Consider the following 16,475-nt stretch of genomic DNA (forward strand, 5'->3'; position numbering starts at 1 on the left):
ACGGACCTGCCATTACACCCAGCCTCGTCAGGAGACCTAAAACCTCTTCCCGACACCCAACATCAGCTGGCCATAATCGTATATTCCCGTGCGCAGAGGGGTGTTGCTGTATTGAGCCGCTGCCTTGATGAACCACCCACGTTTGTTCGCCGGGCTGGTCATCTCCGCCGCGGCGAACCGGGACTGCGTCCAGTCAGTCACGGCATCGCGCTGACCACCGATGCCGGCCGCCAACAGATATCGCCAGCCGCCCGAATAACGCCGCATCTGCACCACGGGAAGGATTTGGAGATAATAGCGGGGAGAATAATAATCGAATTCGCGCGGGTGCGTACTGTGGTAATAACGCGATCGTAGCTGGAAGCTAAGGCCCCAATCCGATTTGATCGAATGGGTATATGTTCCCCGGGCGTGAAGACGAACGTTCCTGCCTGTGAATTCCTGGACGCCACCCACAAGCGTGAAGCCGTTATTCTTGTCTACCGGCAGATCGAGCGCAGCGCCAACGAACGTATAATAAATGCCCTCATCCACACCACGCGGTGTTTCGACAATGTCCCGCTCCACAAAATATTCCTGCCGGAACTTGGCATTGTTGTGGATGCTGGCAGAACCCAGTACCGTATGTCCGTCCGTGCCGATCTGGCTGGTCCACGCCCAATCCTTGCCCTTGTCGGCATAGCGCAGGAAGCCGCGTTCCCGGGTTCTCGCCCGTTGACCGAGCGGCTTGTACCAGGCTTGCTCATAGCGAACGCCCAGAAGCTGCTCTTCCCCCCGATATTTGAAGTCGAGGTTCACACCTGCGCGATACACTTCCGTATTGTCCGCATCGGTCGAGGCGAACAGATCGGCGCTCACGGCGTGACTGAACGGCTGACCGTCAGCCGATTGAGCGAAAGCGGGGGCGCCACAGAAGCCGGCGACAACGATCGTAGCGACGACATGGTTGGTCTTCATTTTGTGTCCCACGCTTTACGCAATCCTATCAATTCAACGAGATAGCCCCACACGCACACCGGCTGCATGACCAGGCTGTAGGCAAGGGCATAGAATAGGAATCCGCCGCGATTTCGACGGACCCTCATGTGCTCGCTTTCAAACACATCTTTCTGGATTCGAAAGATGACCGTGTTCCAGAGCGCCGCGAGCGGCAGGACCGCCAGCGTCAACGGACCTGCGATCCAGAAATAGCCGAACAGCGCCAGAATGATTCCTGGAATGAAGACGAAGGTGTAAACAAGGTCCAGAGGCAAGAAGAGGACATTCCACCAGATGAACAGCGTCGTCATCCGCATTTTGAAAAGCAGCGGCCAATAGAGCTTGAACGCCTCCATCAACCCGCGCGACCAGCGCTTCCGCTGAAGCGCGAACTGGCGGAATTTTTCTGGTGCATTGGTGAACGCAAAGGCGTTGGCGGCATAGCCAATGCGCGCCCTGCGAGCCAGCATAGCCCAGGAGACGACAATATCCTCGCCCACCCTTTCGGGCCACCCTCCGACCTCTTCCAATGCCTCACGGCGATAAAGGGAGAACGCGCCCTGCGCGACCAGCGTGCCGTGGTACATGCCCTGCATACGCTTGACGGCAGCGATACCGTGGAAATAGTCCCACTCCTGTGCGCGGGTAAGCAGGTTGACGCGCGAATTGCGCACCATCACGGCTCCAGCAACGGCCTGCGTATCGGCAGGATCGGACAACAGCCGTCCGACAATGTTGGTAAGTCCGTCGCTGCGCACCCATGAATCGCCATCGACCGTGGCGATCAAGTCATACCGCGCGGCGGCAAGTCCATCGTTGAGAACGGCGGATTTCCCGCGGTTCTTCTCAAAATCCATCAGACGAAATGAGGCGTTGGGCGGCATCGAAAGCTTGCCGAGCTGTTCCCGGACGATGTCGGCCGTATTGTCGCTCGATCCATCGTTGAGGATGATGACCTGATAGGGGCCGGTATAATCCTGCCTTGCCAGGCTCGTCAGCGTGTCAGCGATCCCGGCCGCTTCGTTATAGGCTGCTACCAACACGGTCAGGCCGGGATATTCGGCTATCGGTCTTAGCGGCGGCTTGCGATCAAGCAGCAGGGTCGAGATGAGAAAGGCATTCATGAACCCGGGCACATAGGCAATGAAGCCGATCACGATCAGCGCGACAGCCCATCCCGCGACCATGGCCAGATCGTTCAGCCAGCGCTGGGAGAGCCATATGCTGAGAGTGGTCCAAGCCACCGCGATAGTGATGGATAGAGCGAATTTTGCACGAACCGACAGATAAAATCGACGCCGTTCCGCTTCGAACCGCCGTATTTGTTCAGGGGATACGTCAACTGGAGATTCGAGGCCTGGCTCGTCAAAGCCATCCCGCGTCAATTCACCGCCCTGTGGATGAGAAAAAATATCGTCCATATACTCGGGCGATAAGTGCAATAAATTCCGATATGGTTAACATCGTCGCCAAATGGTCTCATACTCTGGGCAATGCATTTCCACCTGCCGTTTTCTCCTGGGGGGGAGGGGGGGGGCGCACATCATTGCGCGCTATTCAGTGGTGATCGGATCTCGGCTAGGTCAGCCTTACGGCGAGCGAGTCCGCTTTGAGATCACCAAAGGCGAGGCCGGAATGGCAATTTCGTCAGCGGCCTGGCGCATCCAAACAAAAAGGCCCGGGTCTCCCCAGGCCTTTGCTCCATCACCAAAGCGGAAAATCTCAGTTCCCGGCGCCCAGCGGCTTGTCCTTGGCCATATCCGCATAGCGTTCGCCATTATTGGCCTTGGCGATCGCCAGTTCCACCGAACTGCGCACATGCGCGGCAGCCACCGACTGGCATTTCTTGATCTCGGCGGAAGTCGAACCATGCTCGCAGACCTTCCAGGCCGCCCGCCAGATCCGCGCCTTCAGGACATCCTGGCCCTTTGCGCTGGACAGGTCCAGGTCATGATAACGGACGTCGGCGGTCTTGCCGTTGGATTGGAATTCGACGGCCGAAGCCGTCCCGGCAACGCCCAGCAATGCGGCGGCAGCGATTATCTTCGCGGCGATCATGGCACTCATCTCCTCAACTCTCGTCCGCGCGCGGCGAACCTCAAGCGAAGAGAAGAGAGGGCCTCAACAGATCATCGTCTCTGTCTTCGCCCATCCGGTTTACGCCCGCTGCCCGTGCACCGCCTTCCGCTTTCGACCGGCGCCCCTTCCCGTCGGCCAACGACGCCCCTGTCGACCAAATGCAGTCCAGCTTGGACGAACGACAATTTTACGCCAAAAAAACAAGCTTTCCGTAGCGGAAAATTACAAATGTTCAACAAGCGCGCGACACAAAAAACACCCCCGGCGCAAGGGATAGGCCGGGGGTGCATCCAGGAAGCTGTCGGGCTCTCCGGGACTTCAAACTGTTATCGACAGGGCAACCTCACACCGGCCGGAACCGTATCGGGTCGTCGCTGTGTCGGCACGCATCATAGCGCGGGCGAAGCAGGACCGTTTTCCCCATTCGATGATCCGCCGACCCGCCCCGCCCGGCGGCATCCACGGACGACAAACCGCAGCAGCCCGTCGACGAACGACATCACATCGCAGCCCCGCCGCCCGCCGCCAGTTGCGCCCGCAAATCGACCAGCGTCCGCGCGTCGACCGCAGGCCGCGACGGCGCCTCCTGCCCCTCGCGCAGCTTGCGCTTGTCCTTCTCCGGCGGCTCCACCACTCGCACCCTGACCGGCGCATGGCCCGTCGCCCTGATCCCCAGTTGCTCCGCCGCGCCGCGCGACAGGTCGATGATCCGCCCCTGCCCGGCAAAAGGCCCGCGATCGTTCACCCGCACCAGGATGGTCCGCCCCGTATCCAGCGACGTCACCTCGACATAGCTCGGCAGCGGCAGCGTCGTATGCGCCGCCGTCACCGCCCTGGGTACGAAGCGCTCCCCATTGGCCGTCTGGTTCCCGCTCTCATGCCCATACCAACTGGCATAACCCAGATAGTCGTAGGTGGGATCGGCCGCCGGCACATAAGTCACCCCGCGCACCGTATAGGGTTTCCCCACCCGCACCGGCACATCGCTCACCGGCCGGAACTTGACGCCCCCGCCACACCCCGCCAGCGCGACCGCCACGGCCAGCGCCCCGCATCGCATCCGAACCGAAATCCCGCTCATCCCCCAGCCCTAACCCAGCCTCTCCGCGGAGAAAAGCCGCCACCTTTTCCTTTCACCGCACAGACCCTATCTTGCCCCCGACCGGGCCTTGCCCTCGAAGAACAAATCTGGAACAACACGCCCCCATGAGTCTCACAACGATTTCTCAGCAGAGGTCTACCGAATGCTGACCACCATAAGCGTCCGCGGCGCCCGCGAGCACAACCTCAAGGGCGTCGACGTCGACCTCCCCCGCGACAGCCTGATCGTCATCACCGGCCTGTCCGGCTCGGGCAAGTCCAGCCTCGCCTTCGACACCATCTATGCCGAGGGTCAGCGCCGCTATGTGGAGTCCCTCTCCGCCTACGCCCGCCAGTTCCTGGAGATGATGCAGAAGCCCGACGTCGAGCATATAGAGGGCCTCTCCCCCGCCATCTCGATCGAACAGAAAACGACGTCCAGAAACCCCCGCTCCACCGTCGCCACGGTCACGGAGATCTACGACTATATGCGCCTCCTCTGGGCGCGCGTCGGCATCCCCTACAGCCCCGCCACCGGCCTCCCCATCAGCGCCCAGACCGTCAGCCAGATGGTCGACCGCGTGATGCTGCTGCCGGAGGGCACCCGCTTCTACCTCCTCGCCCCCGTGGTCAGGGGCCGCAAGGGCGAATACCGCAAGGAACTGGCCGAATGGCAGAAGGCCGGCTTCACCCGCGTCCGCATCGACGGCGAACTCTACGCGATCGAGGACGCCCCCGCCCTCGACAAGAAATACAAACATGACATCGAAGTGGTCGTCGACCGCCTCGCCGTCACGCAGGACATGTCCACCCGCCTCGCCGACAGCTTCGAGCAAGCCCTCAAACTCGCCGACGGCCTCGCCTATGTCGACCTCGCCGACGGCACCGTCGCCGACCTCACCTCTCCCCTCCCGCAGGCGGGAGGGGCCGGGGGTGGGCAAAGCGCAACCGCCGGCAAAATGAAAAACGCCGAAGTCCCCGCCAACCGCATCGTCTTCTCTGAAAGATTCGCCTGCCCCGTCAGCGGCTTCACAATCCCCGAAATCGAACCCCGCCTCTTTTCCTTCAACGCCCCGCAGGGCGCCTGCCCCGCCTGCGACGGCCTGGGCGAACGGCAGGAGTTCGACCCCGAACTCGTCGTCCCCAACGAAGCCCTCACGCTCAAGAAGGGCGCCATCGTCCCCTGGGCCAAATCCAACCCGCCCAGCCCCTATTACATGCAGGTCCTGGGCAGCCTCGCGAAGGAATTCGGCTTTTCCCTCGAAACCCCTTGGGCCGACCTCCCCGCGGAGGTGAAGATCATCATCCTCCACGGCACCGCGGGCAAACCCGTCACCCTGCGCTTCGTCGACGGCAAGAAGTCCTACGAGGTCAAGAAACCCTTCGAAGGCGTGATCGGCAACCTCAACCGCCGCCTGCTCCAGACCGACAGCGCCTGGATGCGCGAGGAACTGGGCAAATACCAGACCGCCATGCCCTGTGAGACATGCGACGGCGCCCGCCTCAAACCCGAAGCCCGCGCGGTCAAGATCGCCGGAGAGGACATCTCCATGTCCACCCGCCGCTCGGTGGCGGACGCGCTCGGCTTCTTCTCCACCCTCCCCACCCACCTCACCGATCAGCAGAACCAGATCGCCAAGGCCATCCTCAAGGAAATCGTGGAACGCCTCGGCTTCCTCAACAATGTCGGCCTCGACTATCTGAACCTGGACCGCACCAGCGGCACCCTGTCCGGCGGCGAGTCCCAGCGCATCCGCCTCGCGTCGCAAATCGGCAGCGGCCTCTCCGGCGTCCTCTACGTCCTCGACGAACCGTCGATCGGCCTGCACCAGCGCGACAATGACCGCCTGCTCGTGACCCTCAAACGCCTGCGCGACCTCGGCAACACCGTCATCGTCGTGGAGCATGACGAGGACGCGATCCGCACCGCCGACTATATCGTCGACATGGGGCCGGGCGCAGGCGTCCACGGCGGCACCATCGTCGCGCAAGGCAACCTCAACCAGCTCCTCGCCCACAAGGACAGCCTGACCGCCGATTATCTGAACGGCACCCGCCGCATCGAAGTCCCCACCAAACGCCGCAAGGGATCGGGCAAGAAACTCACCGTCCACAACGCCCGCGCCAACAACCTGCAAAATGTGACGGCCAGCATCCCGCTCGGCACCTTCACCTGCATCACCGGCGTCTCCGGCTCGGGCAAGTCCAGCTTCACCATCGACACCCTTTATGCAGCCTCAGCCCGCGCCCTCAACGGCGCCCGCATCGTCGCCGGCCCGCACGACAAGGTGACCGGCCTCGAACATTGCGACAAGGTGATCGACATCGACCAGTCGCCCATCGGCCGCACCCCCCGCTCGAACCCCGCGACCTATACCGGCGCCTTCACCAACATCCGCGACTGGTTCGCCGGCCTCCCCGAAGCCCAGGCCCGCGGCTACAAACCCGGCCGCTTCTCATTCAACGTAAAGGGCGGCCGCTGCGAAGCCTGCCAGGGCGACGGCGTTCTCAAGATCGAGATGCACTTCCTCCCCGACGTCTACGTCACCTGCGACGTCTGCCACGGCGCCCGCTACAATCGCGAGACGCTGGAGGTGAAGTTCAAGGGCCACAGCATAGCCGACGTGCTCGACATGACGGTCGAGGACGCGGTCGAATTCTTCAAGGCCGTCCCCCCCATCCGCGACAAGATGGCGATGCTGGCCGAAGTGGGCCTGGGCTATGTCAAGGTCGGCCAACAGGCCACCACCCTCTCCGGCGGCGAAGCCCAACGCGTCAAACTCGCCAAGGAACTCAGCCGCCGAGCCACCGGCCAGACCCTCTACATATTGGACGAACCCACCACCGGCCTGCACTTCGAAGATGTCCGCAAACTGCTCGAAGTCCTCCACGCGCTGGTCGAACAGGGCAACAGCGTGGTGGTGATCGAACACAACTTGGATGTCATCAAGACCGCCGACTGGATCATCGACATGGGTCCAGAGGGTGGCGTCAAGGGCGGCGAAGTGGTGGCCGAAGGCACCCCGGAGAAGGTAGCGAAGAACGCTCGAAGCTTTACCGGGCGCTATCTGGCACCATTGTTGGGGTTGGAGGCTGTGGCGGCGGAGTGATCCATATTATGCCGCACCCAATGTGACATTCGGGACTCACCTCATGCACGAATCATTCGAGCATTCCTGATTATGCTTGAGTTCCATGGCAGATTCTCTAGCACCGCGCTCACCTTGGACGCGTGAAGCGAAAGGCACGCGCAAAGAGAGGAGGCGCATGCGTGGCACTTCGGGATAGGGATATCCGTATTAAGTTAACCGAGTGGCTAGCCACCGAATACTCATACGATCCCACAACCGTCATTTGTCATGAACTCGCGATTCCGCGACCTTCAGCGCGCATTGACCTAGCGGTTGTTAATGGCGTTTTAGCTGGCTTTGAGATCAAGAGTGAATTGGACACGTTATCTAGGTTGCCCCGGCAAATTGCGAGTTTCAGTTGCATATTTGAGCGAGCCACCTTGGTCACAACGCCAAGACATGCGGCTCAAGCCAGATCGCTCTTGCCTGACTGGTGGGGAATTCTCGTTCTTGATGAGAAGTTAACATTCCGCCGGCTAAAGCGTGGTCGCCAAAACACCAAGGTTAGCTGCAAGCATGCGTTGCATTTACTGACCCGCAAAGAACTTTACGCCCTTGCTGCTCTAAACAGATGCACGCTCAGTCGAGTTCTAAAAAAGGCGGCAGCCATTGAAGCAATTTCTGAAGAGGTTAGGCATTCAGAAGTTATGCACGGCGTGCGAGAGGCATTGAAAGGTCGACTATCCCAACAAATCGTCAAAGTCATCTGACGGAGGTTGATATCTAAACTGCCGGTCGACATGGCCTGCGATGCGTGCAGCATGCCATGGCCGAGGGTTATCCATCCCAACGATATTTCCTCCGGCGGCTGTTTCTATGGCTCTATCGGTCCATGTGTCGATGGGCTCGAACTGATCATGCGCCGCTATCACCACTGAGCCATCGATCCACCCTTGTGGATCGTCAGCATTCAAATGCCTGTGAACCATCCAGTAATCATCGGACGCGTGCACAACTGTAGCCCGAAAACTACGGGGTAAGAATGCACTCAAGTTCTGCAAGCGAGGAGAAGCTGCATAATCACCGAACAGAAACGGAAACTGCTGATAGGCTCCGACCCATATCCTCCGATCGTAATTTTCGACGACACGTAAGCCGTCATGATTCATTTGCGGGTACGAGTTACTCATGCACACTATGGAGATACCGGTGATCTGGTCCGGTTCCAGACCAGCCAGAAGCATGTCACGACAGTGTAAAACCCATTCTATCTTCTCCGCAACGCCACGCCTTCCTTGGCCACAATCGAATATGACAAGCATTTGACCGCTTGAGGGAAGCGTCGCCAAGATTTGAATAGCAAGAGCAATAAGCGCTTCGTAATTCGCCTGCCCCACTCTCATGCAGATACTGTTGCCACCTTGCGCGAGGAGGGCAGCTTGGCGTAACACTGCGTTAGCTTGGCTAGAAATATTAGTACATTGCAGAACAGGCACCGCGTTTTCAAATCGGGCGCACATCGACCGCCAATTCTCGAAACCGTTGGCCGGAGAAAGCAGCGCATTCAGATAAGCATTATAAGCGTCATTCTCTGCCGTCTCCCGAGATACTCTTTGTTTCTCCACAGTCGGGTTTGCGGGATTTGAAGCTTGATAGGGCGGCGGAGCATAACGCTTGTCCAAATCAAGCAAAAAAGGAGCATTAATTGTCTCTTGAATGAGAGAAACTGATGCCTCGAGATCCTCATCGCCCCGGTGCCGATTCAATTCGAATACAGGCAATATCCCGGCCCGAGTATCGGCTCGAAGACTGCTATATGCCAATCTTTCTACCTCAGTAGTGCCAAGCACTGGTAGGTAATCATAGCTCCCAAATGACACGATCGGCATACGTGCATCCCAAATGTTCTCGAATCGTTCCTACATGATAATCTACCATTCAGCAACATCTTCTTGATTTATGACGATAGGTACTTCATCGCCAAATCCATCCAAACCTGATCCATATCGGACTAACCCTCCCCGCCTCAGTCGACACTACCCCTCATCGCTGATACTTTCCGCCCATGACCAAACTCACCCCCATCGAGTCCGAGTTCGCGACGACCGAGGAAGCCGAAGCCTATGACGCTTGGTTCCGGACAAAGGTCGAGGCAAGGATGGCGAAGAAAACTCCCGGTATTCCGCATGATGTGGCCATGGCCCGGATGCAAAAGATCATCGACCGGCGCAAGCAGGCCTGATGCTCCCCCTCATCTGGCACGATGATGCCCTCGATGATCTCGAACGCATCATCGACTATATAGAGGCGCACAATCCTGCCGCCGCGCAGAGGCTCGGCAGCGTCATTCGCGACACCGCAGAACGCCTCCCCAATCACCCCTATCTGTATCGCGGCGGTCGGATTGCAGGCACACGCGAAGCCCTGATCACCCCCAATTACGTCCTCGTCTATCGCGTCACGGACATCATAGAGGTGCTGGCCGTCATCCACACCCGCCAGCAATATCCCTGACCGTCCAAAGGAGCCGAAATGACATCCGCAAAGCCCAAGCGCGTCATCAATATGGAAGAATTCGGCCGCCAACTCGCCCGCCGCCGCGCCGAACTCGGCATCACCGACGCCGACATACCCCGCAACAGCGGCACCCGCCGCACCGAGAGCAAGAAAGCCCTGCTCAAAGCCATCAAGGACGCAGGCGGCAACTGGTAAACCACCCTCCCCACCCGTTCCCATTTTGTTCTGTCCTACAACCCCTCCCCTAACATATCCTCCCGGCAAACCCTCCCATAAAAAGGAGCTTTGCCTGTGACTTGCCAATTCCCTCCCCTCCCCGCGCCCGCTCCGCCAATCCGCGTCGACGGCTGGAGCCCGGAACGCCAGCGCGCTTTCCTTGAAACCCTCGCCGCTACCGGCATCATCCGCGCCGCCTGCGAAGCCGCGCACATCTCCACCCGCTCGGCCTACTCCTTACGCATCCGCCGCGACGGCGCGGCCTTTCGCCTCGGCTGGAACGCGGCCATCCTCATCGCTCGAGCCCGCCTCGTCGACGATCTGCTCGCCCGCGCGCTGACCGGCCATGAGGAAGTGATCCGCAAGGACATGGAAGCAGGCGAAATCACCCGCCACCGCCACGACAACCGCCTCGCTATGTCGATGCTCTCCCGCCTCGACCGCATGGCCGACAGCCCGCCCGAAGGCTCCGACGCCGCCCTCGCCCGCATCGTCGCGCAGGATTTCGCCGCCTATCTCGACATGCTCTGCCCGCAGGACCAGGCGGAAGCGGAGGCAGATCTGTCCGCTCCCTATGCCGGTCCCATGGCCGGCGACAGCGACGACGCCGGACCGCTCGACCCCGCCATGGAACGGGCTGCCACCGCCCTCTCGCCCGGCGCCTCCGCCGCGCTGTTCGTCGCCGCGCGCATGGCGCTGAAGGAGGGCGGCAAGGCCCCGTTTCATCCCTTCCAGGAACGGTGTGAACTTCCGCCCGCGCCGGTCGACCGCGCGACCCTTCCGCCCGATGAGGCCGCCGCCCTGCTGCGCGGCGCTTGGTGGGACGCGAACCTGGAAAGCTATCGCACCGACTTTCCCCCGCCCCCCGGCTTCGACGGCTACGAGAGCGACGACCTTTATGACATCGACTGTTATGAGCGCGACCTGACAGCGGAAGAATCGCAAGCGCTCCGCGCGCTGGCGGCCGAACAATGCCGCCCCTATGTGGACGCCGCCGCCCGCGCCCGCGACGCCTTTTTCGGCTTCGCCGCGCTGGCGGGTGCGGGATAGGGACTGCCGCACGACGGAGGGCCAGGCCCTCCTGCGCAAAGGTGGGAACCGGCTTCCTCCAAAGCGATGCGACACCTGCGTCCGCTGAAAATGCGGCGCACTCCGGCATGGCCCATGCCGCCGCTTTCGCCATCCCGTCCCCCGCTGCCACCATATCGCACTGCGACCACGCCTCGCCGCAGCCCCGGAACCACAGGCCCCGCCGCCCGTTTATCCGGCAAATATCGAAACCAAGGAGCATCCCATGATCCGCACCCTGATCTTCGGCGCGATCGCTGGCTATGTCGGCAAGAAACTCTATGACGAAGGCAAGCTGACCGAGTTCAAGGACGACCTTGTCGCCCGCTACAATGATGCGAAGGCCAACCTGGCCGCCCGCGAAACGGAAACGGCGCCGGTGATCACCCCGACCCCGCCCCGGCCCACGACCAGCGCAGGATCGCCATCCCTGTCCTGATCCTTTTTCGCTGACCCTCTTCGGGCAGGAGAAACTGGCCCGCTCCAGACGCCCCTCCTCCTGCCCGGACCCAGCCTTCCCCAGATCAGCGCCAAACCAGCGGACACACCCTCTCTCCGCTGGCCCCCACTGCCCGCCCGGACGCCTTTTCCCCCCTTTGGGCACGCCGCGGCGGGCAGACTAATTCTGCCCGCGAAACTTCCCTCGGCCAAAAGCATTATCCCTCTCATCAGGGGATATAATGAGGAGAGAACAACCATGCGCACCCCCCTTCTGGCCGCGATGTTGCTGGCCCTGCCGCTGACAGCCTGCGTCACCGACGGCGATGGCGGCCGTTACGGCTATGATCGCCCCAGCTACGGCCACCGCCCCGGCGGCCGCCCGATCGGCGACAACGACTATATCTATCGCGACAATGACGGCCGCTATTATTGCAAGCGCGACGACGGCACCACCGGCACCATCGTCGGCGCCATAGCGGGTGGTGTACTGGGCAATATCATCGCTCCCGGCGGGTCGAAGACCCTCGGCACGATCCTGGGCGGCGCAGGCGGCGCGCTGGCAGGCCGCGCCATCGACAAGAATGACGTCCGCTGCGAATAACGGACAAGAAAAAGGGCGCGGACCCGAAAGCCCGCGCCCTCTTTTCAAATCCGGGACGATCGGTCAGAGCTTCTCGACCAGCTCCGGCACGACCTTGAACAGGTCGCCGACAAGGCCGATATCCGCGACCTGGAAGATCGGCGCATCCTCATCCTTGTTGATGGCGACGATGGTCTTGGAATCCTTCATCCCCGCCAGATGCTGGATCGCGCCCGAGATGCCGACCGCGATATAGACTTCCGGCGCCACGATCTTGCCGGTCTGCCCGACCTGATAATCGTTCGGCACATAGCCAGCATCGACCGCCGCACGGCTCGCACCGACCGCCGCGCCCAGCTTGTCCGCCAGCGGGAAGATGGTCGCCTCGAACGTCTCGCTGTCCTTCAGCGCGCGGCCGCCCGACACGATGATCTTGGCCGAGGTCAGTTCCGGACGCTCCTGCTTGGCGATCTCGGCGCCGACGAAGCTGCTCAGCCCCTTGTCGCCGGTCGAGGCCACGGCTTCCACCGCGCCCGAACCACCCTCACGGGCCGCCTTCGCGAACGCCGTACCGCGAACGGTCAGGACCTTCTTGGCATCCTTCGACTTGACGGTCGCGATCGCGTTGCCGGCATAGATCGGACGGGTGAAACTGTCCTCGCTCTCCACCGACAGGATGTCGCTGATCTGCATCACGTCGAGCAGAGCCGCAACACGCGGCGCGATATTCTTACCGTTGCTGGTGGCAGGCGCGACAAAGGCGTCATGGTGGCCCATCAGTTCGACGACCAGCGGCGCGACATTCTCGGCCAGCGCATGGCCGAAGGCGGCGTCGTCCGCGACATGGACCTTGCCCACGCCCGCGATCTTCGCAGCCTCCTCGGCCACCCCGCCGACGCCCGAACCGGCGACCAGCAGATGGACTTCACCCAGCTTCGATGCAGCGGTGACGGCGGAGAGGGTCGCGTCCTTGACCGCGCCGCCCTCATGTTCAACCCAAACGAGCGTCTTCGTCATGCTGCAACTCCCAGAGCCTTGAGCTTAGCGACCAGTTCATCGACATCGGCAACCTTCACGCCGGCCGAACGCTTGGCGGGTTCCGTGACCTTGAGCGTCTCCAGACGCGGCGCAATGTCCACGCCGTAATCGGCGGGTGCCTTGGTCGCGAGCGGCTTGCTCTTCGCCTTCATGATGTTGGGCAGCGAGGCATAGCGCGGTTCATTGAGGCGCAGGTCGGTGGTGATGATCGCCGGGGTGGTGAGCTTCACCGTCTCCAGGCCGCCATCGACTTCGCGGGTGACGCTGACCTTGTCGCCCTCGACCTCCACCTTGCTGGCGAAGGTGCCCTGCGGCAGGTTCAGCAGCGCCGCCAGCATCTGGCCGGTCTGGTTGCTGTCATCGTCGATCGCTTGCTTGCCCAGGATGATCAGGCCAGCGCCTTCCTCTTCCTGGACCTTCGCCAGCAGCTTGGCCACGCCCAGCGGTTCAACCTCATCATCCGTCTGGATCAGGATCGCCCGGTCCGCACCCATCGCCAGCGCCGTGCGCAGCGTTTCCTGCGCCTTCGCAACGCCGATCGACACCGCGACGATCTCGGTCGCGACGCCCTTTTCCTTCAGGCGGATCGCTTCCTCCACCGCAATCTCGTCGAACGGGTTCATCGACATCTTCACGTTCGCCAGGTCGACGCCCGTGCCGTCCGCCTTCACCCGCGGCTTCACATTATAATCTATCACCCGCTTCACGGGCACAAGGATCTTCATCTCCAACATCCTCCGTTAAATCACGCCAAGTCCGCCGATGCGAAAGCAAAGGCAAACACAGGCGCGGGCAGCCCGTCTCCGGACCACCCGCACCCTTTGGTGTCTTGGTTCAGGCGAAAAGCTGCGTCAGGCTGCCTTCCTCACTTCCGCCACGATCTTCTTCGCCGCGTCGCCCAGATCGTCCGCCGGGACGATGGCCAGGCCCGAAGCCGCTAGAATGTCCTTGCCCTGCTGGACGTTCGTGCCTTCCAGGCGGACGACCAGCGGAACCGACAGGTTCACTTCCTTGGCGGCGGCGACGATGCCCTCGGCAATGATGTCGCACTTCATGATGCCGCCGAAGATGTTGACGAGAATGCCCTTCACCGCCGGGTCCTTCAGGATGATCTTGAAGGCCGCGGTCACCTTTTCCTTGTTCGCGCCGCCACCGACGTCCAGGAAGTTGGCAGGGAATTCGCCGTTCAGCTTGATGATGTCCATGGTCGCCATGGCCAGGCCCGCGCCGTTCACCATGCAGCCGATGTTGCCATCGAGCTTGATGTAGGCGAGGTCATATTCCGAAGCTTCGACTTCCGCCGGATCTTCCTCGGTCAGGTCGCGCAGTTCGGCGATGTCCTTGTGACGGAACATGGCGTTGCCGTCGAAACCGACCTTCGCATCGAGCACCAGCAGGTTACCCTGTTCGGTCAGCGCCAGCGGATTGACTTCGATCTGCTCGGCGTCGGTGTCGAGGAAGGCGGCGTAGAGCGAGGCAGCGACCTTGGCAGCCTGCTTCGCCTGGTCCCCGGACAGGCCCAGAGCGGCGGCAACGGCGCGGCCGTGGTGCGGCTGGAAGCCCGAAGCCGGATCGACCGAGAAGCTGTGGATCTTTTCAGGGGTCGAGTGGGCGACCTCTTCAATATCCATGCCGCCTTCGGTCGATACGACGAAGGCAACTCGGCTGCTGGCGCGGTCGACCAGCAGGGCGAGGTAGAATTCCTTCGCAATGTCGGCGCCATCGGTGATGTAGAGGCGATTGACCTGCTTGCCCGCTTCGCCGGTCTGGATGGTGACCAGCGTGTTGCCGAGCATGTCGGTGGCATGCGCCTTCACTTCGTCCAGATTGAAAGCCAGGCGAACGCCACCCTTCGCATCGGGACCGAGTTCCTTGAACTTGCCCTTGCCGCGCCCCCCAGCATGGATCTGCGACTTAACCACATAAAGCGGCCCGGGCAGCTTCTTGGCGGCTTCGACGGCTTCCTCGACGGAGAAGGCGGCATAACCGGCAGCGATCGGCGCGCCGTATTTCGCCAGCAATTCCTTCGCCTGATATTCGTGGATGTTCATGGGGCTCGCCCGTCCTTTCCGCTGAAACTTGATGGTCAGCGGCTAAGCACAGGCGAAACGTCAACGCCAGTGAATTTCGCAAAACCACTTTGCAAAATTGCAAAACTTTTGCAAAGCGTCGCCTCGATTTATTGCGAAATCAGCGGTCGATGGCGCAGATCAGCGCCGCCTTACTGGTTACCGCGAATATCTCCGGGTCCTCCAGCGCGCGGACCTTATAGAGCAAGCGGTCGACCGTCATGTCGCCCATGTGAGACTTGCGAAGCGAGGCCAGCGACTGGAGCCGGCGCAATTGTGCGATACTGAGCCGGTCAGCCATTCTTTCGGCCATGCAGCCCGCCATGGGCGGCGACAATCCTGCATCGATCAGCCCGGCGCGCACCCGCGATTCGGGTGACACCGTCGCACAGGAGGCGAGAAAAAGTGATGCGCCAAGCCCGACGGCCAGCGAACGGAAGGGGATGGTTGTCATGACACCTTCATGGCAAGCACGGGCTGAACGGAGGCTAAATATGGCTGCTCACATCCATTTATTTTTGCCTTCCGCGAAACATAAACCGTTTCGGCCGAGTTCAGCACGTTCCAGGAGAAATATCGATATGGACAGGATTTTTACGGCTTTCGCGCACAGGATCGCCTGCTGGTCGGGGCAACCTCTCGCTTTTATCCTGGCGGTGCTGGTAATCCTCTGCTGGATCCTTACCGGTCCGATCTTTCATTATTCCGACACCTGGCAACTGATCATCAATACCGGCACGACCATCGTGACCTTTCTGATGGTGTTCCTCATCCAGAATGCGCAAAATCGCGATGGTTCCGCAATCCAGGCAAAGATGGACGAACTGATCCGCGCCATCTCGACCGCGCGCAATGAGTTCATCGGCATCGAACATCTGACGGAAACGGAACTGGAGAAAATCAAATCGGTTCTCGAGAAAGAGTGCGGCGACGATCACGTCCATCGCCTGTCGATCGAGAATCTCATCGCCCGGCGCTAAAGCGTACCGCGTCCCCATCTGACGCAGATCACGCTCAACCCGGATCAATGCGCGAGATCGACCAACCGTTCATTCTCACGGCGATAGGCGTCGATACGGCTCGTGTAACCGCGCGCCAGATCCTCATAGGCCGCCCTGCCCTTGGCGGAGTGGCTCATCTGCGCGCGGATCAACGCCACTTGTTGTCGATGCAACAAATAGTTGACATCCATCTCCCCAAACATATTCACCCTCCTACCTGATCGCTGAAAGGGACTGGCTAGGGTCTTCGCATCTCGTGCGATTCGCTCTTATGGCGGCCAGCAAAATAGCATTGCCGCTTTCCGCGCGCGATTCCGTCCGACGCATGGACAGAGCG

The 16,475-nt window shown here is 61.0% G+C and carries 19 protein-coding genes; 9 read left to right on the forward strand and 10 right to left on the reverse strand.

Annotation, left to right across the window (positions count from 1 at the left end; genetic code table 11):
• Window positions 1–36: 36 nt before the first annotated feature.
• The 4 genes from YP76_RS08745 to YP76_RS08760 all read right to left on the reverse strand — a co-directional run bounded on the left by YP76_RS08745 (window position 37) and on the right by YP76_RS08760 (window position 4,138).
• Complete coding sequence (locus tag YP76_RS08745; protein ID WP_046763165.1) at window positions 37–957, reverse strand: hypothetical protein; 921 nt, start codon at window positions 955–957, stop codon at window positions 37–39.
• Complete coding sequence (locus YP76_RS08750; protein WP_084733076.1) at window positions 954–2,399, reverse strand: glycosyltransferase family 2 protein; 1,446 nt, start codon at window positions 2,397–2,399, stop codon at window positions 954–956. Before YP76_RS08750 ends, YP76_RS08745 begins: the two co-directional genes overlap by 4 nt.
• A 301-nt stretch (window positions 2,400–2,700) precedes the next feature.
• On the reverse strand, window positions 2,701–3,036 hold the full coding sequence (locus YP76_RS08755; RefSeq protein WP_046763166.1) for a UrcA family protein: 336 nt from the start codon (window positions 3,034–3,036) through the stop codon (window positions 2,701–2,703).
• A 520-nt stretch (window positions 3,037–3,556) separates the two neighbouring features.
• Window positions 3,557–4,138 (reverse strand): septal ring lytic transglycosylase RlpA family protein, encoded by a 582-nt coding sequence (locus YP76_RS08760; RefSeq protein ID WP_046763167.1) that lies wholly within the window; start codon window positions 4,136–4,138, stop codon window positions 3,557–3,559.
• Window positions 4,139–4,301: 163 nt separating this feature from the next.
• Here YP76_RS08760 and uvrA point away from each other — a divergent pair, with 163 nt between their 5' ends.
• The gene (gene uvrA, locus YP76_RS08765; RefSeq protein ID WP_046763168.1) at window positions 4,302–7,247 is read left to right on the forward strand and encodes an excinuclease ABC subunit UvrA; all 2,946 of its coding nucleotides are present in this window, start codon (window positions 4,302–4,304) and stop codon (window positions 7,245–7,247) included.
• Window positions 7,248–7,408: 161 nt separating this feature from the next.
• Entirely contained in the window at window positions 7,409–7,978 is a 570-nt protein-coding gene (locus YP76_RS27700; protein ID WP_198147450.1) for a sce7726 family protein, read from the forward strand.
• On the opposite strand, the gene YP76_RS26975 is transcribed toward YP76_RS27700, so the two are convergent.
• Window positions 7,949–9,097 (reverse strand): beta family protein, encoded by a 1,149-nt coding sequence (locus YP76_RS26975; RefSeq protein WP_084733077.1) that lies wholly within the window; start codon window positions 9,095–9,097, stop codon window positions 7,949–7,951. The genes YP76_RS27700 and YP76_RS26975 overlap by 30 nt on opposite strands.
• Before the next feature lie 176 nt (window positions 9,098–9,273).
• Here YP76_RS26975 and relB point away from each other — a divergent pair, with 176 nt between their 5' ends.
• The 6 genes from relB (at window position 9,274) to YP76_RS08805 (ending at window position 12,051) form a co-directional block, all read left to right on the forward strand.
• Complete coding sequence (gene relB, locus YP76_RS08780) at window positions 9,274–9,450, forward strand: type II toxin-antitoxin system RelB family antitoxin (protein ID WP_046763171.1); 177 nt, start codon at window positions 9,274–9,276, stop codon at window positions 9,448–9,450.
• Entirely contained in the window at window positions 9,450–9,722 is a 273-nt protein-coding gene (locus YP76_RS08785; RefSeq protein WP_198147452.1) for a type II toxin-antitoxin system RelE/ParE family toxin, read from the forward strand. Before relB ends, YP76_RS08785 begins: the two co-directional genes overlap by 1 nt.
• An 18-nt stretch (window positions 9,723–9,740) precedes the next feature.
• Window positions 9,741–9,920: a hypothetical protein gene (locus tag YP76_RS08790; protein WP_046763173.1), complete on the forward strand. Its 180-nt coding sequence runs from the start codon at window positions 9,741–9,743 to the stop codon at window positions 9,918–9,920.
• Window positions 9,921–10,016: 96 nt separating this feature from the next.
• On the forward strand, window positions 10,017–10,991 hold the full coding sequence (locus tag YP76_RS08795; RefSeq protein WP_046763174.1) for a hypothetical protein: 975 nt from the start codon (window positions 10,017–10,019) through the stop codon (window positions 10,989–10,991).
• A 244-nt stretch (window positions 10,992–11,235) separates the two neighbouring features.
• On the forward strand, window positions 11,236–11,448 hold the full coding sequence (locus YP76_RS08800) for a hypothetical protein (protein WP_046763175.1): 213 nt from the start codon (window positions 11,236–11,238) through the stop codon (window positions 11,446–11,448).
• Between the two features lie 258 nt (window positions 11,449–11,706).
• A complete protein-coding gene (locus YP76_RS08805) occupies window positions 11,707–12,051 on the forward strand; it encodes a glycine zipper 2TM domain-containing protein (protein WP_046763176.1) in 345 nt (114 codons plus the stop codon).
• A 63-nt stretch (window positions 12,052–12,114) separates the two neighbouring features.
• Here YP76_RS08805 and YP76_RS08810 read toward each other — a convergent pair whose 3' ends face one another.
• From YP76_RS08810 to YP76_RS08825, 4 genes are all read right to left on the reverse strand, one after another.
• Window positions 12,115–13,047: an electron transfer flavoprotein subunit alpha/FixB family protein gene (locus tag YP76_RS08810; RefSeq protein WP_046763177.1), complete on the reverse strand. Its 933-nt coding sequence runs from the start codon at window positions 13,045–13,047 to the stop codon at window positions 12,115–12,117.
• Window positions 13,044–13,793: an electron transfer flavoprotein subunit beta/FixA family protein gene (locus YP76_RS08815; protein ID WP_046763178.1), complete on the reverse strand. Its 750-nt coding sequence runs from the start codon at window positions 13,791–13,793 to the stop codon at window positions 13,044–13,046. Before YP76_RS08815 ends, YP76_RS08810 begins: the two co-directional genes overlap by 4 nt.
• A 126-nt stretch (window positions 13,794–13,919) precedes the next feature.
• The gene (gene sucC, locus YP76_RS08820; RefSeq protein WP_046763179.1) at window positions 13,920–15,119 is read right to left on the reverse strand and encodes an ADP-forming succinate--CoA ligase subunit beta; all 1,200 of its coding nucleotides are present in this window, start codon (window positions 15,117–15,119) and stop codon (window positions 13,920–13,922) included.
• A 139-nt stretch (window positions 15,120–15,258) separates the two neighbouring features.
• Window positions 15,259–15,591, reverse strand: a complete 333-nt coding sequence (locus YP76_RS08825) for a hypothetical protein (RefSeq protein WP_046763180.1) — start codon at window positions 15,589–15,591, stop codon at window positions 15,259–15,261.
• A gap of 127 nt (window positions 15,592–15,718) precedes the next feature.
• On the opposite strand from YP76_RS08825, the gene YP76_RS08830 reads away from it, so the two are divergent.
• Window positions 15,719–16,117 (forward strand): low affinity iron permease family protein, encoded by a 399-nt coding sequence (locus YP76_RS08830; RefSeq protein ID WP_046763181.1) that lies wholly within the window; start codon window positions 15,719–15,721, stop codon window positions 16,115–16,117.
• 44 nt (window positions 16,118–16,161) lie between these two features.
• Here the strand turns inward: YP76_RS08830 and YP76_RS08835 are convergent, their stop codons facing one another.
• Window positions 16,162–16,341 (reverse strand): hypothetical protein, encoded by a 180-nt coding sequence (locus YP76_RS08835; RefSeq protein ID WP_046763182.1) that lies wholly within the window; start codon window positions 16,339–16,341, stop codon window positions 16,162–16,164.
• Window positions 16,342–16,475: the final 134 nt, after the last annotated feature.

This window comes from Sphingobium chungbukense (genome assembly GCF_001005725.1).
Lineage (GTDB): Bacteria > Pseudomonadota > Alphaproteobacteria > Sphingomonadales > Sphingomonadaceae > Sphingobium > Sphingobium chungbukense.

Bases quoted from the DNA above. Each gene is read 5' to 3' on its own strand.
- YP76_RS08750 (WP_084733076.1), bottom strand. From the start codon at position 2,399: ATGGACGATATTTTTTCTCATCCACAGGGCGGTGAATTGACGCGGGAT.
- YP76_RS08830 (WP_046763181.1), top strand. From the start codon at position 15,719: ATGGACAGGATTTTTACGGCTTTCGCGCACAGGATCGCCTGCTGGTCG.
- YP76_RS08815 (WP_046763178.1), bottom strand. From the start codon at position 13,793: ATGAAGATCCTTGTGCCCGTGAAGCGGGTGATAGATTATAATGTGAAG.
- YP76_RS08800 (WP_046763175.1), top strand. From the start codon at position 11,236: ATGATCCGCACCCTGATCTTCGGCGCGATCGCTGGCTATGTCGGCAAG.
- YP76_RS08825 (WP_046763180.1), bottom strand. From the start codon at position 15,591: ATGACAACCATCCCCTTCCGTTCGCTGGCCGTCGGGCTTGGCGCATCA.
- YP76_RS08790 (WP_046763173.1), top strand. From the start codon at position 9,741: ATGACATCCGCAAAGCCCAAGCGCGTCATCAATATGGAAGAATTCGGC.
- YP76_RS26975 (WP_084733077.1), bottom strand. From the start codon at position 9,097: ATGCCGATCGTGTCATTTGGGAGCTATGATTACCTACCAGTGCTTGGC.
- YP76_RS08760 (WP_046763167.1), bottom strand. From the start codon at position 4,138: ATGAGCGGGATTTCGGTTCGGATGCGATGCGGGGCGCTGGCCGTGGCG.
- sucC (WP_046763179.1), bottom strand. From the start codon at position 15,119: ATGAACATCCACGAATATCAGGCGAAGGAATTGCTGGCGAAATACGGC.
- YP76_RS08755 (WP_046763166.1), bottom strand. From the start codon at position 3,036: ATGATCGCCGCGAAGATAATCGCTGCCGCCGCATTGCTGGGCGTTGCC.
- YP76_RS08805 (WP_046763176.1), top strand. From the start codon at position 11,707: ATGCGCACCCCCCTTCTGGCCGCGATGTTGCTGGCCCTGCCGCTGACA.
- uvrA (WP_046763168.1), top strand. From the start codon at position 4,302: ATGCTGACCACCATAAGCGTCCGCGGCGCCCGCGAGCACAACCTCAAG.
- YP76_RS08785 (WP_198147452.1), top strand. From the start codon at position 9,450: ATGCTCCCCCTCATCTGGCACGATGATGCCCTCGATGATCTCGAACGC.
- YP76_RS08745 (WP_046763165.1), bottom strand. From the start codon at position 957: ATGAAGACCAACCATGTCGTCGCTACGATCGTTGTCGCCGGCTTCTGT.
- YP76_RS08810 (WP_046763177.1), bottom strand. From the start codon at position 13,047: ATGACGAAGACGCTCGTTTGGGTTGAACATGAGGGCGGCGCGGTCAAG.
- YP76_RS08835 (WP_046763182.1), bottom strand. From the start codon at position 16,341: ATGTTTGGGGAGATGGATGTCAACTATTTGTTGCATCGACAACAAGTG.
- relB (WP_046763171.1), top strand. From the start codon at position 9,274: ATGACCAAACTCACCCCCATCGAGTCCGAGTTCGCGACGACCGAGGAA.